This is a genomic window from Pseudomonas sp. Pmew2 (assembly GCF_058129885.1).
Genome location: NZ_CM176702.1, coordinates 4,620,732 through 4,645,568, shown reverse-complemented (window position 1 = coordinate 4,645,568; position 24,837 = coordinate 4,620,732). Strand labels below are relative to the sequence as shown.

Annotated in this window: 24 protein-coding genes; 10 read left to right on the top strand and 14 right to left on the bottom strand. The window is 58.2% G+C overall.

Annotated elements, in window-relative coordinates; translation table 11 throughout:
- Positions 1-4: 4 nt before the first annotated feature.
- The 6 genes from AC4ANK_RS21460 to dapE all read right to left on the bottom strand — a co-directional run bounded on the left by AC4ANK_RS21460 (position 5) and on the right by dapE (position 6,258).
- Positions 5-694, bottom strand: coding sequence for a DUF4197 domain-containing protein (locus AC4ANK_RS21460; RefSeq protein ID WP_460384536.1), 690 nt, complete (start codon positions 692-694; stop codon positions 5-7).
- Positions 695-734: 40 nt separating this feature from the next.
- Entirely contained in the window at positions 735-1,118 is a 384-nt protein-coding gene (locus tag AC4ANK_RS21455; RefSeq protein ID WP_002554744.1) for a YbaY family lipoprotein, read from the bottom strand.
- Between the two features lie 116 nt (positions 1,119-1,234).
- A complete protein-coding gene (gene plsB, locus AC4ANK_RS21450) occupies positions 1,235-3,736 on the bottom strand; it encodes a glycerol-3-phosphate 1-O-acyltransferase PlsB (RefSeq protein WP_002554743.1) in 2,502 nt (833 codons plus the stop codon).
- Positions 3,737-3,900: 164 nt separating this feature from the next.
- Complete coding sequence (locus AC4ANK_RS21445; protein WP_002554742.1) at positions 3,901-4,278, bottom strand: hypothetical protein; 378 nt, start codon at positions 4,276-4,278, stop codon at positions 3,901-3,903.
- 19 nt (positions 4,279-4,297) lie between these two features.
- Positions 4,298-5,107, bottom strand: a complete 810-nt coding sequence (locus tag AC4ANK_RS21440; RefSeq protein WP_460384539.1) for a putative RNA methyltransferase — start codon at positions 5,105-5,107, stop codon at positions 4,298-4,300.
- A complete protein-coding gene (dapE, locus tag AC4ANK_RS21435; protein ID WP_002554740.1) occupies positions 5,107-6,258 on the bottom strand; it encodes a succinyl-diaminopimelate desuccinylase in 1,152 nt (383 codons plus the stop codon). Before dapE ends, AC4ANK_RS21440 begins: the two co-directional genes overlap by 1 nt.
- Positions 6,259-6,671: 413 nt before the next feature.
- Here dapE and tcdA point away from each other — a divergent pair, with 413 nt between their 5' ends.
- Complete coding sequence (gene tcdA, locus AC4ANK_RS21430) at positions 6,672-7,502, top strand: tRNA cyclic N6-threonylcarbamoyladenosine(37) synthase TcdA (RefSeq protein ID WP_031596301.1); 831 nt, start codon at positions 6,672-6,674, stop codon at positions 7,500-7,502.
- On the opposite strand, the gene AC4ANK_RS21425 is transcribed toward tcdA, so the two are convergent.
- Genes AC4ANK_RS21425 through AC4ANK_RS21410 form a run of 4 tightly spaced genes read right to left on the bottom strand, consistent with a single transcriptional unit; the run spans position 7,493 to position 10,590 of the window.
- Complete coding sequence (locus tag AC4ANK_RS21425) at positions 7,493-7,900, bottom strand: SufE family protein (RefSeq protein ID WP_002554738.1); 408 nt, start codon at positions 7,898-7,900, stop codon at positions 7,493-7,495. The genes tcdA and AC4ANK_RS21425 overlap by 10 nt on opposite strands.
- Positions 7,897-9,102: an aminotransferase class V-fold PLP-dependent enzyme gene (locus AC4ANK_RS21420; protein WP_460384542.1), complete on the bottom strand. Its 1,206-nt coding sequence runs from the start codon at positions 9,100-9,102 to the stop codon at positions 7,897-7,899. The genes AC4ANK_RS21425 and AC4ANK_RS21420 overlap by 4 nt, the downstream gene beginning before the upstream one ends.
- Positions 9,103-9,160: 58 nt before the next feature.
- Complete coding sequence (gene dapD, locus AC4ANK_RS21415) at positions 9,161-10,195, bottom strand: 2,3,4,5-tetrahydropyridine-2,6-dicarboxylate N-succinyltransferase (RefSeq protein ID WP_002554736.1); 1,035 nt, start codon at positions 10,193-10,195, stop codon at positions 9,161-9,163.
- A 47-nt stretch (positions 10,196-10,242) separates the two neighbouring features.
- A complete protein-coding gene (locus tag AC4ANK_RS21410; RefSeq protein WP_002554735.1) occupies positions 10,243-10,590 on the bottom strand; it encodes an ArsC family reductase in 348 nt (115 codons plus the stop codon).
- A gap of 233 nt (positions 10,591-10,823) precedes the next feature.
- Here AC4ANK_RS21410 and AC4ANK_RS21405 point away from each other — a divergent pair, with 233 nt between their 5' ends.
- Positions 10,824-11,054: a hypothetical protein gene (locus AC4ANK_RS21405; protein ID WP_004657963.1), complete on the top strand. Its 231-nt coding sequence runs from the start codon at positions 10,824-10,826 to the stop codon at positions 11,052-11,054.
- A 160-nt stretch (positions 11,055-11,214) separates the two neighbouring features.
- On the opposite strand, the gene AC4ANK_RS21400 is transcribed toward AC4ANK_RS21405, so the two are convergent.
- From AC4ANK_RS21400 to map, 4 genes are all read right to left on the bottom strand, one after another.
- Entirely contained in the window at positions 11,215-12,060 is an 846-nt protein-coding gene (locus AC4ANK_RS21400) for a matrixin family metalloprotease (RefSeq protein WP_002554734.1), read from the bottom strand.
- 134 nt (positions 12,061-12,194) lie between these two features.
- Positions 12,195-13,388, bottom strand: a complete 1,194-nt coding sequence (gene dapC / locus AC4ANK_RS21395; protein ID WP_002554733.1) for a succinyldiaminopimelate transaminase — start codon at positions 13,386-13,388, stop codon at positions 12,195-12,197.
- A gap of 51 nt (positions 13,389-13,439) precedes the next feature.
- A complete protein-coding gene (locus AC4ANK_RS21390; RefSeq protein ID WP_002554732.1) occupies positions 13,440-16,136 on the bottom strand; it encodes a [protein-PII] uridylyltransferase in 2,697 nt (898 codons plus the stop codon).
- A 50-nt stretch (positions 16,137-16,186) separates the two neighbouring features.
- The gene (gene map / locus AC4ANK_RS21385) at positions 16,187-16,969 is read right to left on the bottom strand and encodes a type I methionyl aminopeptidase (RefSeq protein WP_002554731.1); all 783 of its coding nucleotides are present in this window, start codon (positions 16,967-16,969) and stop codon (positions 16,187-16,189) included.
- Positions 16,970-17,282: 313 nt separating this feature from the next.
- Here map and rpsB point away from each other — a divergent pair, with 313 nt between their 5' ends.
- The 8 genes from rpsB to rseP all read left to right on the top strand — a co-directional run bounded on the left by rpsB (position 17,283) and on the right by rseP (position 24,827).
- Entirely contained in the window at positions 17,283-18,026 is a 744-nt protein-coding gene (gene rpsB, locus AC4ANK_RS21380) for a 30S ribosomal protein S2 (protein WP_002554730.1), read from the top strand.
- 190 nt (positions 18,027-18,216) lie between these two features.
- Positions 18,217-19,080 (top strand): translation elongation factor Ts, encoded by an 864-nt coding sequence (gene tsf, locus AC4ANK_RS21375; protein WP_002554729.1) that lies wholly within the window; start codon positions 18,217-18,219, stop codon positions 19,078-19,080.
- A 205-nt stretch (positions 19,081-19,285) separates the two neighbouring features.
- A complete protein-coding gene (pyrH, locus tag AC4ANK_RS21370) occupies positions 19,286-20,029 on the top strand; it encodes a UMP kinase (protein WP_002554728.1) in 744 nt (247 codons plus the stop codon).
- Positions 20,026-20,583, top strand: coding sequence for a ribosome recycling factor (gene frr / locus AC4ANK_RS21365; RefSeq protein ID WP_031596309.1), 558 nt, complete (start codon positions 20,026-20,028; stop codon positions 20,581-20,583). Before pyrH ends, frr begins: the two co-directional genes overlap by 4 nt.
- Positions 20,584-20,599: 16 nt before the next feature.
- Positions 20,600-21,355, top strand: coding sequence for a polyprenyl diphosphate synthase (gene uppS / locus AC4ANK_RS21360; RefSeq protein WP_002554726.1), 756 nt, complete (start codon positions 20,600-20,602; stop codon positions 21,353-21,355).
- On the top strand, positions 21,355-22,170 hold the full coding sequence (locus AC4ANK_RS21355; RefSeq protein WP_004657951.1) for a phosphatidate cytidylyltransferase: 816 nt from the start codon (positions 21,355-21,357) through the stop codon (positions 22,168-22,170). Before uppS ends, AC4ANK_RS21355 begins: the two co-directional genes overlap by 1 nt.
- A complete protein-coding gene (gene ispC / locus AC4ANK_RS21350; RefSeq protein ID WP_002554725.1) occupies positions 22,167-23,357 on the top strand; it encodes a 1-deoxy-D-xylulose-5-phosphate reductoisomerase in 1,191 nt (396 codons plus the stop codon). The genes AC4ANK_RS21355 and ispC overlap by 4 nt, the downstream gene beginning before the upstream one ends.
- Positions 23,358-23,474: 117 nt before the next feature.
- Complete coding sequence (gene rseP, locus AC4ANK_RS21345) at positions 23,475-24,827, top strand: sigma E protease regulator RseP (protein WP_031598543.1); 1,353 nt, start codon at positions 23,475-23,477, stop codon at positions 24,825-24,827.
- Positions 24,828-24,837: the final 10 nt, after the last annotated feature.

The window sequence follows — 24,837 nt, the reverse complement described above, 5'->3', positions numbered from 1 at the left end:
GCACTCAAAGTGCGCCAAATACCTTCTTCGCCAGGCCTGTAGCGGCCGCCGCCGGGTTGGCGCGAATACTTTCTTCCTGTTTTGCAATCATCTCGAACAGCCCGTTCAGCGCTTGTTCGGTCACGTAGCTTTCAAGGTTGGCATTTTTGCTGTCCAGCGCGCCAAATGCCGCCGCCTTGCCGGCGAATGCGTTGTACTTCTGTGCCAGACCGACTTGATCGGTAGATTTCTTGACGATAGGCAGGAATTTGGCGCGGATCTGTTCGCGGCTGGTGCTGTTGAGGTACGGGGTGGCCGAGTCCTTCCCGCCGCTTAAAATGGCCTTGGCGTCGGTCACGCTCATCTTTTTCACGGCGTCTACCAACAACGCCTGAGCCTGAGGCACTGCAGCTTCGGCGGCCTGGTTCATGCTGGTTTCCAGCTGATCGACCTGAGCACCCATGCCAAGCATTTTCATTTTTTTCGCGACCTGACCGAGTTTGCCTGGCAGCTCGATACGCACCGCTTCATTCTTGCTGAAACCGCCGGGAACACCGAGCTGTTTGACCGCGACCTGTGCGCCTTGGGTCAGCGCGTCTTTGAGACCACCGGTCGCATCCGATTGCGAGAGGTCGTTCAGCGACAGGGCGAAGACGTTGGCCGACAGCAGCAGCCCGGCGCATAGACCAGCGAAGGTGAACGAAAAGCGAGGCATGAGAGCGTCCTTGTGAGAAGTGGGTACGGGATCAAGCGTATCAGGAACTTGCGGTATCCACCCGAAGCCTGAAAGAAACAGTGCTGTTTAGTGCCGATGGAAATGATGCGGTGTGCAACAACAAAAACATCAACGGCGCGTTGAAAACGCGCCGTTGATGAAAGCCTTTGCAGCGAAGAACAATCAACCGTTCACTTGAATGACCTTGATCTTCAGACCGCTCTGATCCTGCGGTATAGCCCAGTTCAAACGGCAATGGCACTTGCTGGGTAATCTGTGTTTCGCTGGCGTCAATGACAGTGGCTGGCGCGTCAGCCAGGTTGATGTCACTCAGGGTGACAATCAACTTGCAGCCAGTTGGCAGAGAGCGGCGTGGCAGGTAATAAACTTCACCCTGAAGACGTACCAGGGGTTCGCTGGACATTTCAATTTCCTTATTGAGTGTGATGAGTACCAGTCATGGGTACAAACCACACCTTAGCAGCGGCCGGGGAGCATAAAACACGTGTCTAAAGATCCCCGGCTAATTGCGGAAAAGCCCTACGCTACCCCTTCACCATTTCCCGCATCCTGCTCTTCTTCATTGCTGTGTAACGCCACTTGCCGTATCGACAGACGGATTTCGGCCGGTAACACCCGCTTGGCCGCACCTTCTGCCAGTTCGCCCAGCATCGGGTGATAGCTCAGCTTGCCGGCGCTGTCCTTGCGCAGCACGCCCAGGTCCAGCAAGGTCTGGATGAAGTGCCTGAATAGACTCTTGTCGAAGAACTCTGGTGCATTAAGGCCATGCAGAATAGACAGGCGCTGGGCCATGACCGTACACAGGTCTTCCAGCTGCTCGGCGCTCAACGTGTTCTGTCCACTGTTGAGCAACAAGGCGATTGCCATGTAGAAGCGCTGCAGGGTCTGCGCGATGGCCCGTGACAACAGGGTCAGCAGCACGAACTCGCGGGAGCTGGGCTCCGGACGCACATAGACGTCCTTTTTGAAGCGCAGCAAGCCTTGCTCGACGAACGCAGCCAGCCATTGATCGACCACCTCATCCAGCTCGCTCAGCGGCCAGCGAATGAACAATTCAGATTGCAGGAACGGGTACAGCGCACGCGTGTAGCGCAGGATCTGTTCGCGGCTCATGCGCGACGAGCTCTGGAAAAAGCTGGCCAGCAATGAGGGCAGGGCAAAGATGTGCAAGACGTTGTTGCGGTAGTACGTCATCAGGACTGCATTCTGTTCGTTGAGGTACAGAATTTTGCCCAATGCATCTTTTTGTTCGGCGAGCAGGTCCATGCCTTTGACGTGCTCGATCAGCGAGCGCCCGTCGCCTTCCGGCAACGTGGTGTGCGGCGAGTAAGGTACGGCGCGCAGCAGCGTCAGGTAAAGGTCGAGAACACGCTCCATGGCCTGATCGTCCAGCGCGAGCCTTTGCGTTGACAGCAAGGCCACAGCAACCAGGTTCATCGGGTTGACGGCGGCGGCTTCATTCAGGTGCTGGGCCACACGTTCACCCAGCCTATGAGTGGTTTCGCTCAGCCATTCCGGGCGAAATTGCGGTGCCAGCGCCTGCTCGCGCCAGTCCGGTTGTTCGCCGTCAAGAAATTCGGCCAGCTTGATGGGGGCACCGAAGTTCACCGATACCTGGCCGAAACGCTGCTTCAGCGCACCGATGACTTTGAATATGTCGAAGATCGACTCTTTCTTCTTGGTCGCTCCGCGCAATTCGCCCAGATAGGTACGGCCTTCCAGCACGCGCTCATAGCCGATGTACACCGGAACGAACACAATCGGCATCCGCGAGTTGCGCAGGAAGCTGCGCAGGGTGATGGCGAGCATGCCGGTTTTCGGTTGCAACATGCGCCCGGTCCGCGAGCGACCGCCTTCGACAAAGTATTCGACCGGGAAACCCTTGATGAACAGTGTGTGCAGGTACTCGGTGAAAACCGCTGTATACAGCGGGTTGCCCTTGAATGTGCGGCGCATGAAAAACGCCCCGCCACGGCGCAGCAGGCTGCCGACGACCGGCATGTTCAGGTTGATGCCGGCAGCGATGTGCGGCGGCGTGAGCCCGTTGCGAAACAACAGATAGGACAGCAGCAGGTAATCGATATGGCTGCGGTGGCAAGGGACGTAAATGACTTCATGCCCTGGCGCCACTTCCTGCACGCCTTCGATGTGGCTGACTTTGATGCCGTCGTAAATCTTGTTCCAGAACCAGCTGAGGACGACTTCCATGAAACGGATGACGGAATAGGTGTAGTCCGAGGCGATCTCGTTGCCGTAGCTCAGCGCCCGGTCCCGTGCCTTGTCCTGCGTAATGTTCTCCCGTTCGGCTTCTTCGATGATCGCCTGCTTGACCAGCGGCTCGTCCAGCAGCCCTTTGACCACGGTGCGCCGGTGCGAAACGTCCGGGCCGATGACCGCGCTTTTCAGGTTGCGAAAGTGCACGCGCAGAAGACGCTGGGTCATGCGCAGGGTCAGTTCGTAACCTTTGTTTTCACCCACCAGCTCGCGCATGTGAATGGGCGCGGAAAACTGTACACGGGTCTTGCGACCCAGAATCAGAATGCTGACCAGACGACGCAAGCGACCGGTCACTGCCCAGCTGTCGGCGAACAGCAGTTTCCAGGCGCTGGACTCGCGGTCAGGTGACTGCCCCCAGAACACACTGACCGGGATGATCTGCGCATCTTCGCCGGGATTCTGGCTCACGGCTGCGACCAGACGCTCCAGTGTCGGCGGTGCGCCGCGCTTGTCCTGGCGGCCAAGCCAGTCAGGCGCCGGAGTCAGGTAAAAGAATGCAGCTGGCTCTATCAGGTTGCCGACCGCTATCGACAATACGGGGCGAGGCAGGCCAGCCTTGCGACATTCGGTGTCGATCACCGCCAGATCGCTGATCGACGGCGACTGCAGGGCATAGAACACCGGACGGCTACGGTCCAGGTTGAGCGTAAAAGACGACTGATTGATGGTTTCCGAGCGCACCCAGAGATACAACAATCGGCGCAGGGTGCCGAACACAAGACGACGGAACGGAGAACGGGTCATACGGCTTCTGCTGAGTAAGGGACGGGCGACTGCCCGAGATGGGCGTCAGTGTGACGTATCCCGAAGCGATCGGCAAAAAGCCTGGTGTTTGTAGAAGAGTAAAGACTGAGCGGCCACCTTCGAGAGCCACGACGGCACATCCTGATGCCGTCGCTGCAAAAGGCTTACGAGGTGCGCCAGGTGATTTCTTCCTCGCCATCGGCGCTGACGCGTATCCAGCGGTCGGCGGTTTCATCGCTTTCTTCTTCAACCCAGGTGCCGGGTGCGCAGCGCACTTCGACGTTCAAGACTTTGAATGCCGCACGGGCGCAGGCGATGTCGTCTTCCCACGGGGTCTGATCGCTGTCCAGATGCAGACTGTTCCATTTACCGACTGCTTTGGGCAGCCAGGTTACGGTCACATTGCCGGCCTTGCACTTCCAGGTCTGGCCTTTCTGGTTCCAGTCACTGCACGGGCCCAGGGCGACGCTCAACCATTGGGCGATGGCCTTGTGGTCGACGTCTTCGTCTTTCAGGTAAATCTCGATATCGGGTTGGCGCATGGGTGCCTCTGTTGAATGCTTATTGCAGCACGAAATAATCGTAGCGCATGGAAACGGTGACCTTGAAAGGTCCTGATTGCTCAATGACGGCAGTCCGGCGCTCGGCGCTGGCGCGCCACCCGTGAGGCGTCATGGCCAGCAGATCGGCACGGGACTGGCCGTCGATCAGCTTCAGCGTATAGCGCAGGGTTTCGCTGTGTTGCAACTGCATGCCGGGTGGCACCAGAGACAGGTGCTTGTCGTCGGCATAATCGCGGACCTCATCATAAAGCTGCTGACGCAGTTCCATGAGATGTTCGCTGGTCGGGCCGACCCGCATCAGTCCGCCGCCAGGCGTCAGCAAGCGCTTGGCTTCAAGCCAGTCCAGCGGGCTGAACACACTGGCCAGAAACTGACAGCTGGCATCCGGCAAGGGAACACGGGCCATGCTGGCAACCATCCAGGTCAGCCTGGGGTCACGACGGCAGGCGCGTTTCACGGCTTCGCGGGAGATGTCCAGCGCATAGCCGTTGGCATGGGGCAGGGCCTCGGCTATTTGCGCGGTGTAATAACCTTCGCCGCAGCCGATGTCCAGCCAGTGCGCGGGGGAGCGCTCGGCGGCCAGTTCAGCCAGCCGCCGGGCTACCGGGGCGTAATGCCCGGCGTTGAGGAAGTCCCGCCGTGCTTCAACCATGGCCTGATTGTCGCCGGGGTCGCGGCTGTTCTTGTGCTGCACCGGCAACAGGTTCAGATACCCCTGACGTGCACGGTCGAAGCGGTGGTTGGCCGGGCATACCACGCCGTTGTCGGCGGTACTGAGCGGCGCAGAGCAGATCGGGCAGGTCAGCATCAGGCGAGCAACTTGACCAGGGTCTGGTAGTAGATCTCGGTCAGCACGTCGAGATCGCTGGCCAGAATCCGCTCGTTGACCTGGTGAATCGTCGCGTTGACCGGCCCCAGTTCAACCACTTGCGTACCCAGGGTCGCGATGAAACGGCCGTCGGAGGTTCCGCCGCTGGTCGAGGCTTTGGTGTCACGGCCCGTGACGCTTTTGATGCTGGACGACACGGCGTCCAGCAATGCGCCCGGCTCGGTCAGGAACGGCAGGCCGGACAACGCCCAGTTCACATGCCAGTCCAGCTCATGCTTGTCGAGGATGGCGGCGACACGCTGCTGCAAGCCTTCGACGGTCGACTCGGTCGAAAAACGGAAGTTGAATACTGCCACCAGATCACCCGGGATGACATTGGTTGCACCCGTGCCGGCGTTCAGGTTGGAGATCTGGAAGCTGGTTGGCGGGAAGAAATCGTTGCCATGGTCCCAGTGCTCTGCAGCCAGTTCGGCAAGTGCCGGAACTGCAAGGTGAATAGGGTTCTTCGCCAGATGCGGGTAAGCCACATGGCCCTGTTTGCCGCGCACGGTGAGGGTGGCGCCCAGCGAGCCACGACGCCCGTTCTTGACCACATCGCCCACCAGCGTGGTGCTCGAAGGTTCGCCGACGATGCACCAGTCCAGACGCTCCTTGCGCGCTGCCAGACGTTCGACGACAGCCTTGGTGCCGTGGTGCGCCGGGCCTTCTTCGTCACTGGTGATCAGGAATGCCACCGAACCCTTGTGATTCGGGTGATCGGCTACAAAGCGCTCGGCGGCCACGAGCATGGCTGCCAGGCTGCCTTTCATGTCCGCTGCACCGCGTCCGCAGAGCATGCCGTGCTCGTCGATCAACGCATCGAACGGGTCGTTCTGCCAGTTCTCCACCGGGCCGGTAGGGACCACGTCCGTATGACCTGCGAAACACAGTACCGGGCCGTCGGTAGTGCCGTGTGTGGCCCAGAAGTTATCGACGTCTTCGATACGCATGGGCTCCAGCTTGAAGCCGGCATTGCCCAGGCGTTGCATCATCACTGCCTGACAGTCGGCATCGACCGGCGTCACTGACGGGCGGCGGATCAGATCGCAGGCAAGTTGAAGGGTGGGCGACAGGTCGGTAGGGGCAGTCATGTACAGAACTCCGGTAGCAAGACTTTGGGCGCGAAAAGGCGGATATCTTAAAGCAAAACGACGACCTGGGGCCGTCGTTTATTGTGTGCTGTGGATATGTCAAGCAGTCGACAGCGCAGGGTGGGTCGCGTGAGCAGACAGGACGGCCATAATGATGGCTGCCAGATAAGGGAGGGATTGTGCGAACAGCATGGCTATCCAGAATCTCGGGCCCGGACCGGAAGTCTCGTCTCTTATTTGCTCGCGGGTCGGACAAATATGTTTGTAGAGGCTTTGCGCGGAGCGAAAGGGGTTATATGAGAGGCCCGAGATAGTTTTTGCCCCGTCAGCCCTGATTTCGACGGGGCGACAAGCCGGGTGCCTTAACCCCCTACAAACCCCTATAATGCGCGCCGGTTTTTGAGGTATTGATCATGAGCGCAGAAGATCCACGTTTCGCTGGCATCGCCCGTTTGTACGGCATTGAAGGCCTGGCGCGCCTGCGCGCGGCTCATGTGGCAGTGGTCGGTATCGGCGGCGTGGGCTCGTGGGCGGCGGAAGCCATGGCACGCAGTGGTGTGGGCGAGATTTCGCTGTTTGACATGGACGACGTCTGTGTCAGCAACAGCAACCGCCAATTGCATGCACTGGACAGCACAGTCGGTCGGCCGAAGGTTGAAGTGATGGCCGAGCGGATTCGCGCGATCAATCCTGATTGCATCGTGCATGCGGTTTCTGATTTCGTGACCCGCGACACGATGGCTGAGTGCATCACCCCGGACATGGATTTCGTGATCGACTGTATCGACAGCGTCAACGCCAAGGCAGCACTGATTTCGTGGTGTAAGCGGCGCAAGATCCAGATGGTCACCACCGGTGGTGCCGGTGGGCAGATTGATCCAACCCTGATTCAGATCGCCGACTTGAACCGCACGTTCAACGACCCGCTGGCCTCCAAGGTACGTTCCACCCTGCGTAGCGACTATGGCTTTTCGCGCACGCCTAACCGCCACTACAGCGTGCCTTGTGTGTTCTCCAGCGAACAGCTGCGCTATCCCAAGCCTGATGGCAGTATTTGCCTGGAAAAGAGGTTCGTCGGTGAGGGTGTAAAGCTCGACTGTGCAGGCGGCTTCGGCGCGGTGATGATGGTCACTGCCACGTTCGGCATGGTCGCCGCCACGCGTGCAGTGGACAAGCTGGTTGCAGGTGCGCGACGGCCTTCGGAGCGGGTCAAGCCAGCGGTTGCAACGCCCGATCAGGCTTGAGTCAGCTGACGCATCTTCTGTAGCACGGCATTCAGGCCGTTGCTGCGTGACGGTGAGAGCTGGCGACCAAGGCCCAACTGATCGAACCAGTCAGACAAGTCCACGGCTTCCAGCTCCGGGGCCGACAGACCGTTAACGCGGGCCAGCAGTAGCGCCACCAGACCTCGAATCAGCCGGGCGTCGCTGCTGGCCCGGAACAGCCAGGCTCCTGCGCTGACTTCGCCCGTCAGCCAGACCTTGCTTTCACAGCCGTGTACCAGATTGTCGTCCGTCTTTTCTTCGTCGCTCAACGAGGGGAGGCGATCCCCCCATTGCATGAGCAAGCGTGCGCGCTGTTCCCAGCTCTGTGGCTGGGAAAAGCTGTCGAGCGCGGTCTGCGCCAATGCGGGGAGAGTCATCGAAGCAGCTCCAGTGCCTGATCCAGTGCGCTGAAAAACCGCAGCAAGTCATCTGAATCATTGTAGAGCGCAAGTGAAACACGAATTGCGCTGGGCAGACCGAGTGTATCGAACAGTGGCATCGCGCAGTGACGACCAGCGCGCACGGCAATACCCTGTTCGGTCAGCAAATGAGCCAGATCGGCGTTGTGTATGCCGTCCACGACGAAACTGGCCAGTGCCAGGTCCGGTGAGCCCAATACCTGAATACCTTCACGCCTTTGCAGGCCTTCAAGCAGGCGACGGTGCAGATTTGCTTCGTGTTCCGCGACCGCCTGATGATCAAGGCTTTCCAGGTAAGCCAGCGTAGCGCCCAGACCGATCACGCTGGCGATGGGCGGGGTGCCCGCTTCAAAGCCCAGCGGGGCCGGGCGAAATTTCGCGTGTTGATAATCGGCGGTCAGCACCATCTCGCCGCCGAACTGCCAGTGCGTCAGGTTCGGTAGCGCGTCGCTGCGTCCGTACAGCACACCTAGCCCTTCCGGACCATAAAGCTTGTGGCTGGAAAACACATAAAAGTCGCAGCCCAGTGCCTGTACATCGTGGCGTCCATGCACCACACCTTGTGATCCGTCCACGACCGTGAGCGCACCTTGCGCTTTCGCCAGTGCGATAAGGCGGGCGAGCGGCTGCCAAGTGCCGAGCACGTTGGACAGCTGACTGACTGCGAGCAGACGCGTGCGAGGGCCGATCAGACTGGCCGCAGCATGGCAGTCGATTACACCATCGGGATCGAGCGGCAGTATCACCAGTTTCAGGCCGCGGCGCTGAGCCAGTTGCTGCCACGGCAGCAGGTTGGCGTGATGTTCCAGTGGGCTAATGGCGATCTCGTCGCCCGCAGTGAAACTATGCTCCAACCCATAGGCCAGCAGGTTGAGCGCAGAAGTGGCCCCGTGGGTAAAGATGATTTGTCCGCTCTCGCCGGCATTCAGCCAGTGCGCGGCCTTGCCACGGCTGGCTTCAAACGCCTGGGTGGCGTGTGCGCCCGGCAGATGCTGGGCACGATGCACGTTGGCGGCACCGTTGACGTAGTAATGAGTCAGGGCATCGATCAGCGCCTGGGGTTTTTGCGTGGTGGCGGCGTTGTCCAGATAGGTCTGGCCTTGCCGTTGCAGGGCGGCGATAGCGGGGAAGTCGCCACGCCAGGGAGAAATGAGGGGCATTGTTCGTCCAGCGTGTGGAGGCGGGTTCAAGGCCGCAGCCTTGAACCCACACACAGCATCAGTTATGAGCGTGCAGTGCTTCGTTCAGCTCGATGGCCGACTTGTGGGTTTTGCATTCCACTGCGCCGGTCTGCGAGTTGCGACGGAACAACAGGTCGTTCTGGCCTGCCAGCTCGCGTGCCTTGACGATCTTGACCAGTTCGTTGTTTTCATCGAGCAGCGCGACCTTGGTGCCGGCGGTCACATACAGACCCGATTCCACGGTATTGCGATCGCCCAGCGGAATACCGATGCCGGCGTTGGCACCGATCAGGCAGCCTTCGCCAACCTTGATGATGATGTTGCCGCCACCCGACAGCGTACCCATGGTCGAGCAGCCGCCACCCAGATCCGAGCCCTTGCCGACGAATACGCCTGCAGAAACGCGGCCTTCGATCATGCCCGGGCCTTCGGTGCCGCCATTGAAGTTGACGAAGCCTTCGTGCATGACGGTGGTGCCTTCGCCGATGTAAGCGCCCAGACGTACGCGAGCACTGTCAGCGATACGAACGCCGCTCGGTACGACGTAGTCGGTCATTTTCGGGAATTTGTCGACCGAGAACACTTCCAGCAGTTCGCCTTTAAGGCGTGCTTCAAGCTGACGTTCGGCCAATTCGGCGAGATCGACCGCGCCCTGGCTGGTCCAGGCTACGTTTGGCAGCAACGGGAAGATACCTGCCAGGTTCAGGCCGTGTGGCTTGACCAGGCGATGCGACAGCAGGTGCAGCTTGAGGTAAGCCTCTGGAGTCGACGTCAGGGTTGCGTCTTCAGCCAGCAGGGTGGCAACCAGCGGCTTCTGGCTTTCCGCCAGACGAGTCAGCAGCGCGGCCTGGGTCGCGTCCACGGATTTGACCGCCTCGGCCAGCTTGTATGCCAGGTCTACATTGAAGGTGATTGCCTGATTGCCGTTGGTGTAACCCAGAACAGGCGCGATGGCCGCGACCAGTTCTACGGAAGGATTGATCAGCGGCTGAGCGTAAAATACTTCGAGCCATGAGCCTTGACGATTTTGAGTGCCGACGCCGAAGGCCAGGCTGAACAGGGTAGTGGACATGTAAATACCTCTTGGCTTTATCAAGGGGCTTTCAGTAGCGCTCTGGCTTACTGTAAAGCCGCTGCATACAGGTCGGGCTTGAAGCCGATCAGGGTTTTATTGCCCAGATCAAGCACCGGACGCTTGATCATGGACGGCTGCGCGAGCATCAGTTCTATGGCTTTCGCTTGATCGAGATCGGCCTTTTGTCCGTCATCGAGCTTGCGAAAGGTAGTGCCTGCGCGGTTCAGCACGACCTGCCAGCCGTGTTCATTGCACCACTGCGCGAGGTGTTCCCGGTCGATGCCCTGTGTCTTGTAGTCATGAAAATCGTAGCTCACGGAATTATCGTCGAGCCAGGTGCGGGCCTTCTTCATGGTGTCGCAGGCTTTGATGCCAAATAGAGTGTAAGTCATCGTTTTGGGGTGGGGTGGCTGATCTTGCTCGATACTCCCCACTTTCTCTCCTCGCAATTTAGCCGGGTATTATGCCACGTCAGACCGCTTCGTGTTATGACAGCGCTGGTACAGAGACTGAACAAAAACTAGATAATAACCCTAACTGTCATTAAGAAAACTTCACCCTTCCACGCTTGAGTGGCACGCCCGGGCGGGCAATTATTGCTTTCCATTTAAAGGCTGGGTGCGTTATGTCTGAACAAGAGAAGAAGCGTCAAGAAGCGCTTGTCCGGCAACGTTATTACAGGGAACGTCAACGTGCCGAGGGATTCAAGCAAAGTACGATCTGGATTCATGGTGAGGCTGAGACGCAAGGCAGGCTGGCCGCACGTGAAGGAAAACCGTTGCTGCCCATGCAGTCCCATGACCCGGTAAGCTGGGCGGTCGGGTGGGTTGCGGAAAAACTGCGAACACGACAGTGACCGGTAGCGCTCTAAAGCCCTCGCGCCACACGGGGTGAAGTACGTGGCGCGATGTCTCAAATGCGGTTGCTGGCTAATTCGGCAGGGTAGCGGCCAGCGCATTGCAGGCACTGCTTGCGCATTACTGCCTGACGATCAGTATTTTCTTTACGATGCCTTGTCAGTTCGCCTCGAACTTTGAGTTTTTCCGGTCCCCGTATATGGAACCCATCACTTTGATGTCGTTAGGGCTGAGCGTTTTGCCAGTGTTGATGATTTCGAAGTCGCCAAGGGTCAGGCCGTTGGGAATGTCGTAATGCATGACGGAATCACGGTCGTAAGCCGAATGGTAGAAATCAGCAGCTTCGTACTTGTCGAAAAAATTGGTATTGATTTCTTCGTCAGTCAATCCGGATTGTAAAAGCAGGGGGCGTAGAAGCGGTTCGTTCCAGGGAATGTTTGCCTGAGGATGCTGGTGCTCGTGAACTGCTCCCAAGGCGTGCCCGAATTCATGGAGCACGATGCGCGTCAAGTCCGGCATGGGTTTCAGGTCTGCCGTGAACAGCTCCTTGACGTTGAATTCCATGGTGGCTTCATTCTGCTCGGCCAACAGGGCATCAGTCCCTATGGCGCTCCAGTTCAGATGCTCGTTGAAACCGATTCGGATATCGCTGGCCCCGCCTGTCACGAACTCGAATTTCAGATTTATGTGAGGCAGCCATTTCTTTGCAGCTTCGACAACGGGGGTTGTCAGAATGGCAGGAGGGTCTTTCTGAAAAAGCATTTTCAGGGTCCGCCCACGTGCCCAGTATTTGCTGAACGAAACCAGAAGACGCGCCATGTGCGTTGACTCTTCGCAGCCATGGCGTGCTCCTGATTCGTAGGCAGGAGTGATTGCTGCGTTGGCGGGGTTTTCGCGAATGGCGGTTTCGTACGAGGCCTGATGATTCGTTGCGCTGCGCATGGCGCAGGATGCAGGCAGCTTCAGGCTCTGTGTGGTGGGTGCGGACATGTGATCGACCTTCATCGTAGTTCGCTTCCTTTCAGGAAGGCTGGAAAATGAAGGTTGAAGGTACGTTTGTGCAAGGTGTAGCAGGTGGTAACTAATTACCCCCGCCACACATCAAAGGCGGCGGGGCTGTCTTCCTGAGGTTTCGCTGTTTATTTGCTCAGGAATGCGCGGATACGTTCGGCGGCTTCGACGCACTCGGCCAGAGGTGCAACGAGCGCCAGGCGAACCCGGCCGGCACCCGGGTTGACGCCATCCACCTCGCGGGAAAGGTACGAACCCGGTACTGCAGTCACATGCTGATCGATGAACAGGTCTCGGCAAAATGCAGCATCATCGGTGCCTACATTCGGCCACAGGTAAAACCCCCCGTCCGGGCGCTGGACGTCGAGCACTGGCGCGAGGATGTCGAGCACAGCATCGAATTTTTCACGGTACAAGTCACGGTTCGCGCGTACGTGCTCCTCGTCATTCCAGGCAGCAATGCTCGCCAGCTGAGTCTGTACCGGCATGGCGCAGCCGTGATACGTGCGATACAGCAGGAAGGCCTTGAGAATGTCGGCATCACCTGCCACAAAACCTGAACGCAGACCCGGCAGGTTGGAGCGCTTGGACAGGCTGTGGAACACCACGCAACGCTTGAAATCCTGGCGACCCAGCTCGACGCAGGCGCTGAGCAAGCCAGGTGGTGGAGCCTGCTCATCGAAGTACAGCTCGCTGTAGCATTCGTCCGCAGCAATGACAAAGTCATGTTTGTCGGCCAGGGCGATGAGTTTTTTCAGGGTTTCAACAGGAATAAGTGCTCCGGTCGGGTTACCCGGCGAGCACAGGAACAGGATCTGGCAGCGCTTCCAGGTTTCCGCGCTGACTGCGTCGAAATCGGGATTGAAACCGTTGTCGCTCAGGCATGGCAGGTAGTGAGGCTGGGCTCCGGCCAGAAAGGCGGCACCTTCATAGATCTGATAAAACGGGTTCGGGCTGATCACCAGGCCGTCATCGCTACGATTGACTACTGTCTGGGTGAAGGCGAACAGCGCTTCGCGTGTGCCATTGACCGGCAATACATTGCGCGCCGGATCGATCCAGCCCTGTGGTACGCCGAATCGACGGTTGCACCAGCCGGCAATGGCTTCGCGCAGCGCCGGGATACCCAGCGTGGTCGGGTAAACCGCCATCTGATCGAGGTTGTCTGCGAGTGTCTTGGCCACAAAATCGGGTGAGCGGTGCTTCGGCTCACCAATCGACAATGCAACAGGGCGCTTTTCCGGGTTGGGCGTTACGCCGGCCAGCAAGGCGCGCAGCTTCTCGAAAGGGTAAGGCTGAAGCAGTTGCATGGCGTTATTCATGGGGAGTGTTCCTCAATGGACTGCGTTGAGTCGATTCGTTTGGCCGAGTGCTCATATGCTGATTCGCAAATCATGGCCGGGCTCTGAGTTGACGCTCAGTTGCTTGACGATTGCGTCCTGCAACTGGCTGCACAGCTGTGGGTCGGACAGCGGATGATTATTCGCGTCGGTGATGAAAAACACGTCTTCCACGCGTTCGCCCAGGGTCGCAATCTTGGCATTCTGCAATGACAGATCGAACTCCAGGAAGATCTTGCCAATGCGCGCCAGCAGGCCGGGGCGGTCAGGTGCCAGCAGTTCAAGTACCGTCACAGGACGCTGGGCGTCGTTGTGAATGGTGACTTGCGGTGCGAACGCAAAGTGCTTGAGCTGACGAGGCACGCGGCGCTTGATGATCGTCGGGTAATCATCCGGGTTGCGCAGCGCTTCGGTCAGGCCGTTGCGGATTTCCTGAACGCGTTCCGGGTTGTCGCCGATCGAACCGCCTTCGTTATCGAGGACGATATAGGTGTCGAGTGTGAATTTGCTGCTGGACGTGATAATGCGCGCGTCATGAATGTTCAGGTTCAACTGGTCCATCGCCGCCACGGTCACAGCGAAGAAATCATGCTGGTCAGGGGCGTAAATGAATATTTGCGTCCCGCCTTCGAATTCCCGCTGAGTGGTTTCCTTGATCAGCACCAGCGGGCCGCCGTCGGCTGGCTGCTGCAGGATGGCATCGCTGTGCCAGGCAACATCGCCAGCGGTGTGACGCAGGAAATAATCGTCTCCCAGCGCTGACCAGAGTTGCTCGACATCGTCAGGGTCAGTGCCGTTGCGTACCAGGATGTCCAGCGCTGCGGTCTGGGTGCGACGAATCTGCTCCTCGCGATCAACCGGGTTTTCCAGGCCGCGGCGCAAGGCGCGCTTGGTTTCGGTGTACAACTGGCGCAGCAGGCTGGCGCGCCACGAATTCCAGAGGGTCGGGTTGGTCGCGTTGATGTCGGCAACGGTCAGCACATACAGATAGTCCAGGTGCACTTCGTCGCCGACGAACTGGGCGAAATCGTGGATGACCTGGGGATCTGAAAGGTCCTTGCGCTGTGCGGTGGTCGACATGACCAGATGGTTGCTCACCAGCCAGACAATAAGACGGGTGTCCCAGTCAGGCAGATGATGGCGCGTACCGAACGCCTGTGCATCTATTGCGCCCAGCTCCGAGTGATCGCCGCCACGGCCCTTGCCAATGTCGTGGTACAGCCCGGCCAGGTAGATCAGTTCCGGCTTTGGCAGTCGAGCCATTATTTTGCTTGCCAGCGGAAATTTTTCGGACACTTCTGTGTATTGCAGCTTGCGCAGGTGCTTGATCAGATTCAGCGTGTGCGCATCGACGGTATAGATGTGGAACAGGTCATGCTGCATCTGCCCGACGATATGGCCGAATTCCGGCAGATACAGCCCTAGAATGCCGTAGCGGTTCATCCGGCGCAGGTTGCGATGAATGCCTGTCTCGCACTTGAACAGCTCGATGAACAGGCTGGTGTTACGGATATCGTTACGGAAATCATCGTTGATCAGGTGCCGGTGTTCACGCAGCAAACGAATGGTGTCGGCGCGCACGCCCTTTATCTCGGGATGTTGGGCCATGAGCACGAAAATCTCGATCATGGCAAACGGGGTGCGCTTGAAAACGTTCGGGTTGGTGGCTTCTATATAGCCGTCGTGCAGCTGGAAGCGCGAATTGATCGGCTGCGCTGTGCCGCTGTCGTCGGAAAGAATCACTTCTTCGAAATGCTGGATAATCAGATCGCTGAGTTCGGCGATGCTCATGACCACACGGTAATACTTCTGCATGAAACGCTCGATGGCGAGCTTGGCGTCACTGTCTTCATAGCCCAGCAAGCCTGCGATGCGGACCTGATAATCGAACAGAAGCCGATCTTCTGATCGTCCGGCCAGCATGTGCAGCGCATAGCGCACTTTCCAGAGAAACTCCTGGGAGGAGGCCAGCAGGGCGTTTTCACTGCCCAGCAGGAAGCCTTCGCCTGCCAGTGCATGCAGATTCAACGTGCCGTACTGGCGTCGCGCAACCCACAGAATGGTCTGAATGTCGCGCAGGCCGCCGGGCGAGCCCTTGACGTTGGGTTCCAGGTTGTATTCGGTATCGTTGTACTTGTGATGACGCTTTTTCTGTTCGGCGTGCTTGGCAAGAAAGAACTCCTTGCTCGGCCACATATGCTGCGTACTGGTGACTTCCAGCATGCGTTGGCGCAGATGCTCGGGACCTGCAATGGTGCGGCTTTCCATCAGGTTGGTGATGACAGTCAGGTCGGCCAGGCCTTCCTGTGCACATTCATTGACAGAGCGCACGCTTTGCCCGACCTCCAGACCGATGTCCCAGAGCAGTGTCAGAAACCGCTCGATAGGTTCGCGAAAAATTTCGTGGTCATCACTGTCCAGCAGGATCAGCAGGTCAATGTCCGAGTACGGATGCAGTTCGCCGCGCCCGTAGCCGCCCACTGCAAGCAGGGCGATATCGGCATCTTCGCTCCATTCGAACTGATCCCAGGCCTTCTGCAGGATGTTATCTACAAACCATGCCCGGTCTTCTATCAGTCGCCGAATGTCTCGCCCTGACCTGAAGCGATCATCAAGGACGTCTTTCGCCCTGCGGATAGCCTTCTTGAACGCAGCGATGGGGCTGGCTTTCAAGGCCAGTTCGGCCTGGAACTGGCCACGATCGAACAAGTCTGGATCTACTTGCGGCATGGAGCAGTATTCCTCATGTCGGGTCGGGTGTTCAGTCGTGCAGCCTCCGGTCAGGGGGCTTTTTGTGCAATAGTGTCGTCACTGCGTAAAGTGAAGATTTCGTAACCGTCAGCGGTTACCAGCAGCGTGTGCTCCCATTGCGCCGAGAGCTTGCGGTCCTTGGTGATCGCCGTCCAGCCATCGCCAAGGATCTTGGTTTCAGGGCGTCCCTGGTTGATCATCGGCTCGATGGTGAAGGTCATGCCTTCCTGCAGTTCGATACCGGTTCCAGCCTCGCCGAAGTGCATGACCTGCGGCTCTTCATGAAACACCTTGCCGATGCCGTGACCACAGAACTCCCGAACCACAGAGAAACCATTCTTTTCAGCGTGTTTCTGAATAACGGCGCCGATGTCGCCCAGGCGAGTGCCGGGTTTGACGATTTCGATAGCCTTATACAGACACTCTTGAGTTACTTTCGACAGACGCTCGGCCCATACCGGAACGGTGCCGACATGGAACATCCTGCTGGTGTCCCCGTGGTACCCGTCCTTTATGACGGTAACGTCAATGTTGAGCGAGTCGCCGTTCTTCAGCTTCTTGTCGCTCGGGATGCCGTGGCAGACTACCTGATTGATCGAGGTGCAGATCGACTTGGGGAAGCCTTTGTAGTTCAGCGGGGCAGGGATGGCCTGTTGCTCGTTGACGATGTAATCGTGGCAGAGGCGGTCCAGCTCTTCGGTGGTTACACCGGGCTTTACGTGAGGCGCTATCATTTCCAGAACATCGGCGGCCAGGCGACCGGCGATGCGCATCTTTTCGATGTCTTCCGGGGTTTTGAGGGTGATGGTCATACAGAATCTCTCGGCGTGGCTGGCACGCGGTTGGTGCGCAAAGGCGTAATTCTATCAGACCGCCGGTGCCGGGTAATCATCGCTTCCTTCATATAGGCAGCGGATGCGGCTTTAAAAGCACCGCAAAACAAGAACTTGATGGGAGTTCCGTTCTCTTCCCTTTTGTGATATAAAATGCGCCGCTTTCCAAGGTCCGTCCTTGAAGCACAAACCCACACACGTGTCGACACGATGACCTGGGTGCCCTTGGCAGATGCCATTGGTTGGTCATTGGGATACGTGGAGGCCTAACCCGACTTATCAAGGAACTATCATGTCCCAAGTCAATATGCGCGATATGCTGAAGGCCGGTGTGCACTTCGGTCACCAAACCCGTTACTGGAACCCGAAAATGGGTAAGTACATTTTCGGCGCGCGTAACAAGATTCACATCATCAACCTTGAAAAAACCCTGCCTATGTTCAACGAAGCTCTGACTTTCGTTGAGCGCCTGGCTTCGGGCAAAAACAAGATTCTGTTCGTCGGCACCAAGCGTTCCGCTGGCAAAATCGTTGCTGAAGAAGCAGCACGTTGCGGTTCGCCGTACGTCGACCATCGCTGGTTGGGTGGCATGCTGACCAACTTCAAGACCATCCGTCAGTCGATCAAACGTCTGCGCGAGCTGGAAGTACAGTCCGAAGACGGTACTTTCGCCAAGCTGACCAAGAAAGAAGCCCTGATGCGCACCCGTGATCTGGAAAAACTGGATCGCAGCCTGGGTGGTATCAAGGATATGGGCGGTCTGCCAGACGCACTGTTCGTTATCGACGTTGATCACGAGCGCATCGCGATCACCGAAGCCAACAAGCTGGGCATCCCGGTTATCGGCGTTGTCGATACCAACAGCAGCCCGGAAGGCGTTGACTACATCATCCCGGGCAACGATGACGCCATTCGCGCCATCCAGCTGTACATGGGTTCGATGGCTGACGCTGTTATCCGTGGTCGTAACAATGTTGCTGGCGGCACCGACGTATTCGTCGAAGAAGCTCCAGCTGCAGCTGCTGTAGAAGGCTGAGTACAAACGCCTGGCGTTTACTCAGTACGCGAAAAGGGGGCTTAGCCCCCTTTTTGCCACCTAGGAAATGATTTGTCGGTCTGTAGCCATGACCTTGCTGTCATGTGTTGCTGCCACCCTGATTTTTCAAGAATTGCACGCCCGGCGAGCCGGGTGGAATGGTTGAAGACCTATCCAAGAGGATTTTGAAATGGCAGAGATTACTGCAGCGTTGGTCAAAGAACTGCGCGAGCGTACCGGCGAAGGCATGATGGACTGCAAAAAGGCCTTGACCAAGGCTGGCGGCGACATCGAAAAAGCAATCGACGATATGCGTGCTTCCGGCGCGATCAAGGCCGCCAAGAAAGCAGGCAACGTTGCTGCTGAAGGCGCGATCGCCATCAAGGATGACGGCAAGGCTGCTGTCATCATCGAAGTCAACTCGCAGACCGACTTCCTGGCTCTGCAGGACGACTTCAAGGCTTTCGTTGCTGCAAGCGTCGAAAAAGCCTTTGCTGACAAGCTGACTGATGTCGCTCCGCTGATCGAAGCTCAGGAAGCTGCACGTCTGGTGCTGGTCGGCAAGGTTGGCGAAAACGTCAACATCCGCCGCCTGAAGCGTATCGAGGGCGACGTTGTAGGTACTTACCTGCACGGCAACAAGATCGGTGTGGTAGTTACCCTCAAAGGTGGCAACGTCGAGCTGGCTAAAGATATCGCCATGCACGTAGCGGCAAGCAACCCCGAGTTCCTGTTCCCTTCGGAAGTGTCTGCCGAAGCGATCGAGCGCGAGAAAAACGTCTTCCTGCAACTGAACGAAGACAAGATCAAAGGCAAGCCAGCTGAAATCGTTGAAAAAATGGTTGGCGGCCGTATCACCAAGTTCCTGGCTGAAGCCAGCCTTGTCGAGCAGGCGTTCGTCAAGAACCCGGAAGTCAAGGTCGGTGATCTGGCCAAGAAAGCCGGTGCTGAAATCGTTTCCTTCACCTACTTCAAAGTAGGCGACGGCATCGAGAAGCCAGTTGATAACTTCGCTGACGAAGTGGCTGCACAGCTGGCTGCTGCCAAGCAGTAAGACGGTTTTTCAACTGTCGCCCCAAAGAGGCTGCCCGCTCACGCGTGCGGCCTCTTTGTCGAAAGAGAAAAGGAAATTTTCCTTGGAGATTGTGCTCACAAGGCTGCATTCTCCCGACGCTCGCAGAGCGTCAAGCTAAAGTAAGCGCAGGCTTGAAATAGCCAGCACAGATTTTTTTCAGAAAACGCCGCAGGAGAGATTCGCAATGGCTCAGCAGGGCAGTGGTTATCAGGCTCGCTATAAACGCATTCTACTCAAGCTCAGCGGTGAGGCCCTCATGGGCTCGGAAGAGTTCGGCATTGACCCCAAGGTGCTGGACCGTATGGCGCTGGAAGTCGGCCAGCTGGTCGGTATCGGTGTTCAGGTCGGTCTGGTGATCGGCGGCGGTAACCTTTTCCGTGGCGCAGCCTTGAGTGCTGCGGGTATGGATCGGGTAACAGGCGACCACATGGGCATGCTGGCCACTGTGATGAACGCCCTGGCAATGCGCGATGCGCTGGAGCGCGCTAATATCACGGCCATCGTGATGTCGGCCATTTCCATGCTGGGTGTGACCGATCATTATGATCGCCGCAAGGCCATGCGCCATCTCAGCGCCAAGGAAGTGGTGATTTTTGCTGCGGGTACGGGTAATCCGTTCTTTACGACCGATTCGGCTGCCTGCCTGCGCGCGATCGAGATCGACGCCGATGTAGTGCTCAAGGCCACCAAGGTGGATGGCGTGTATACCGCAGATCCGTTCAAGGACCCGAATGCCGAGAAGTTCGATCATCTGACTTACGATGAAGTGCTGGATCGCAAGTTGGGCGTGATGGATCTGACCGCAATCTGCCTGTGTCGCGATCACAAGATGCCATTGCGCGTCTTCAACATGAACAAGCCGGGTGCCCTTCTGAATATCGTCCATGGTGGCGCTGAAGGGACCCTGATCGAGGAAGCCCAACAATGATCAACGAAATCAAGAAAGACGCTCAGACCCGCATGCAGAAGAGTCTGGAGTCGCTGAACCACGCGTTCACCCGAATCCGCACCGGCAAGGCGCACCCGAGCATTCTGGGTGGTGTCATGGTCCCTTATTATGGTGCCGATACGCCGCTGAGTCAGGTTGCCAACGTGACCGTCAAGGACTCGCGCACTCTTCAGGTCGTGGCGTTCGAGCGTAATATGCTTGCTGCTGTCGACAAGGCTATCCAGAGCTCAGGTCTGGGCTTCAATCCGACCAACCTGGGTGAGCTGCTGCTGATCTCCATGCCTGCTCTGACCGAGGAAACCCGCAAGGGCTTCACCAAGCAGGCACGCGACGCCGCTGAAGACGCTCGTGTTGCTGTACGCAACATTCGTCGTGACGCCCTGAGCCAGTTGAAAGATCTGGTCAAGGAGAAGGAAATCAGCGAAGACGAAGAGCGTCGCGCGGCGGACGACGTGCAAAAGCTGACTGACAAATTCGTTGCTGAAATCGAAGTTGCTGTCAAGCAGAAAGAAGCTGATCTGATGGCTGTTTAAGGTTTCGGACGCTTTCATGGAAAAGATAAAACCGGCCGTGCCGTCTTCGGTACCGCGCCATGTCGCGATTATCATGGACGGTAATAATCGCTGGGCCAAGAAGCGCCTGCTGCCAGGCGTTGCTGGCCATAAGGCGGGCGTCGACGCTGTGCGGGCCGTTATCGAGGTGTGTGCCGAAGCCAAGGTCGAGGTGCTGACACTGTTCGCGTTCTCCAGTGAAAACTGGCAGCGCCCGGCCGAAGAGGTTGGTGCGCTGATGGAGCTTTTTTTCACGGCGCTACGCCGTGAAACCAAGCGCCTGAACGAGAACGACATCAGCCTGCGGATCATTGGCGACCGCTCGCGCTTTCATCCCGAGCTGCAGGCTGCAATGCGCGAGGCGGAAGTGCGTACGTCCGGCAATAGCCGTTTCGTGCTGCAGATCGCTGCCAACTACGGTGGGCAATGGGACATCGCACAGGCTGCCCAGCGGCTGGCGCGCGAGGTTCAGGCCGGGCATCTGCAACCGGAGGATATAACCCCCGAGCTGCTGCAGACCTGTCTGGCAACGGGCGATCTGCCGTTGCCGGACCTGTGCATTCGCACCGGTGGCGAGCACCGCATCAGTAACTTCCTGCTTTGGCAGCTGGCCTACGCCGAGCTGTACTTCTCCGACCTGTTCTGGCCGGACTTCAAACACGATGCCATGCGCGCCGCGCTGGCAGATTTCGCTTCTCGCCAACGTCGCTTCGGTAAAACCAGCGAACAGGTAGAAGCTGGAGCCCGGGCTTAATGCTGAAACAACGGATCATCACGGCACTCATTCTGTTGCCGATCGCCTTGTGTGGTTTTTTCCTGCTGACCGGCATGTATTTCGCCCTGTTCATCGGGGTTGTTGTCGTGCTGGGTGCCTGGGAATGGGCGCGGCTCGCAGGTTTTGCTGCGCAGTCGATGCGCATCGGTTATGCGGCTGTGGTCGCAATTCTGCTATTCCTCATGTACCTGCTGCCAGGGTTGGAGCCCTGGGTGCTCGTCGCTGCAGTCATCTGGTGGGGCGTGGCGACCTTTCTGGTTCTTACCTATCCAGACTCCAGTAGCCACTGGGCAAGCGCGGCCTGCAAGCTGGTGATCGGTCTTTTGATTTTGCTGCCTGCCTGGCAGGGGTTGGTGCTGATCAAGCAGTGGCCGCTGGGTAACTGGCTGATTCTGTCAGTGATGGTGCTGGTCTGGGCTGCCGACATCGGCGCCTATTTCTCCGGCAAGGCTTTCGGCAAGCGCAAACTGGCCCCCAAGGTAAGTCCGGGCAAGAGCTGGGAAGGCGTATACGGCGGTCTTGCGGTCAGTCTGGGCATCACGGCCGCTGTGGGCGTTTCTCGTGACTGGACGGTTGCTCAGTTCATCGCCGGGCTTCTTGGCGCTGCTGTGATTGTGTTCATCTCCGTAATTGGCGACCTGACTGAAAGCATGTTCAAGCGCCAGTCAGGGGTCAAGGACAGCAGCAACCTGCTGCCTGGACACGGCGGTGTGCTGGACCGTATCGACAGCCTTACTGCGGCCATTCCGGTATTTGCGGTTCTGCTCTGGGCCGCCGACTGGGGTGTCATGTGAGTGGGCCGCAACACATCACCATTCTGGGTGCAACAGGCTCTATCGGTCTGAGCACTCTGGATGTCGTCGCACGTCATCCTTCGCTTTATCAGGTGTTCGCGCTTACGGGCTTCAGTCGTCTGGATGAGTTGCTGGCCCTGTGCGTCCGACATACCCCGCAATACGCCGTGGTTCCCGATCAGTTCGTCGCCCGTAAATTGCAGGACTACCTTGCTGTGGCCGGGCTCGACACCCGGGTTCTGGTGGGCGAGGGCGGTCTGTGTGAAGTGGCTGCGCACCCGCGCGTGGACGCTGTCATGGCCGCCATTGTCGGCGCTGCCGGTCTGCGCCCAACACTGGCTGCGGTCGAGGCGGGCAAGAAGGTCTTGCTGGCCAACAAGGAAGCGCTGGTCATGTCCGGCGACCTGTTTATGCAGGCTGTTCGGCAGAGCGGCGCAGTGCTGCTGCCCATCGACAGTGAGCACAATGCGATTTTCCAGTGCCTGCCGGGCGATTTTGCTCGCGGGCTTGGTGCTGTGGGTGTCAGGCGGATCATGTTGACGGCCTCGGGCGGGCCTTTCCGCGAAACCCCGCTCGAACAGTTGCAGAATGTAACGCCCGAACAGGCCTGCGCGCATCCTGTCTGGTCGATGGGGCGCAAGATTTCCGTTGATTCGGCGACCATGATGAACAAGGGGCTCGAGCTGATCGAAGCCTGCTGGTTGTTCGATGCACGTCCGGATCAGGTCGAGGTGGTCATCCATCCACAGAGCGTGATCCACTCGCTGGTCGATTATGTTGATGGCTCTGTACTCGCTCAATTGGGCAATCCCGACATGCGCACGCCCATCGCCAATGCATTGGCCTGGCCTGAACGTGTAGACTCTGGCGTTGCGCCTCTGGATCTGTTCCGTATCGGCCAGCTTGATTTTCAAAAGCCGGACGAGGAGCGTTTCCCCTGCCTGCGGCTGGCGCGTCATGCGGCAGAGGCTGGAGGCAGTGCGCCTGCCATGCTTAACGCAGCCAATGAAGTGGCTGTCGCTGCATTCCTCGATGGGCGTATCCGTTACCTGGAAATCGCCGGTATTATCGAGGAGGTTCTGAATCATGAGCCTGTGACTGCGGTCGAAGGGCTCGACGCGGTGTTTGCCGCGGATGCAAAAGCGCGTTTGCTCGCGGGCCAATGGCTTGAAAGAAACGCGCGATAGCGATCTGATGACCCGTCAGGATTTGAATGAAAGGGTCGATGTGGTGCGTCAACGGCAGGCTTTGAAGTCTGCGATAATTAACACACTGGCCGACCAGTCGGTACCCGGAGAAGGCTGATGAGCGCTTTATACATGATTCTCGGCACCCTGATAGCGTTGGGCGTGCTGGTGACCTTCCACGAATTCGGCCACTTCTGGGTGGCCAGGCGTTGCGGCGTCAAGGTGCTGCGTTTTTCGGTGGGCTTCGGCACGCCTCTTCTGCGTTGGAGTGATCGTCAGGGTACCGAGTACGTGGTCGCTGCAATTCCGCTGGGTGGCTATGTCAAAATGCTCGACGAGCGCGAAGGCAATGTCCCGCCCGAGCTTGCCGATCAGTCGTTCAACCGCAAGACCGTCGGGCAGCGTATCGCAATCGTGATCGCAGGCCCGACAGCCAATTTCCTGTTGGCCATCGCGTTTTTCTGGGTGCTGGCGATGATGGGCAGCGAGCAGGTTCGTCCGGTTATCGGTGCCGTGGAGTCCGGAAGCATCGCTCAGCAGGCGGGTCTGACTGCCGGGCAGGAAATCGTCGCAGTCGACGGGGAGCCGACGTCGGGCTGGGCGGGGGTCAATCTGCAACTGGTCCGCCGTCTGGGTGAAAGCGGCACCATCGCTTTGAAGCTCAGGGATCAGGGTTCGACGGTCGACACGTCTCGTGAGCTGGTGCTCAATGACTGGCTCCGGGGGGCTGAAGAGCCTGATCCGATCAAGTCGCTGGGTATTCGTCCGTGGCGCCCGGCCTTGTTGCCGGTGCTGGCAGAGATCGACCCGAAAGGTCCGGCGCAGAGTGCCGGGCTTAAAACCGGAGATCGCCTGATTTCGATGGACGGTCAGCCGCTCAATGAGTGGCAGCAGGTTGTTGACCGGGTACGCGAGCGCCCTGAAGCAAAAGTATCGCTGCGCATCGAGCGTGACGGTGTACAAATGGACGTCCCTGTAACCCTCTCCGCGAAAGGCGAAGGCAAGGCGGCCGCAGGTTATCTGGGGGCTGGCGTTAAAGCTGTCGATTGGCCACCGGAAATGCTGCGCGAGGTCAGCTACGGTCCTTTCGCCGCGATGGGTGAGGGGATAAAGCGCACGTGGAACATGAGCGTGCTGACCCTGGACTCACTGAAGAAAATGTTGTTCGGCGAGCTCTCGGTAAAAAACTTGAGTGGACCGATAACCATTGCTAAAGTGGCGGGCGCTTCGGCCCAGTCGGGCATCGGAGATTTTCTGAACTTCCTCGCTTATCTGAGTATTAGCCTGGGTGTTCTGAATCTGCTGCCCATTCCCGTCTTGGACGGGGGGCATTTGCTGTTTTATCTGATCGAGTGGGCGCGTGGTCGTCCCCTTTCGGAAAAGGTTCAAGGTTGGGGGGCACAGATCGGTATCAGTCTGGTAGTGGGCGTAATGTTGCTCGCGCTGGTCAACGATCTGGGCCGACTGTAACGCTTTGCCG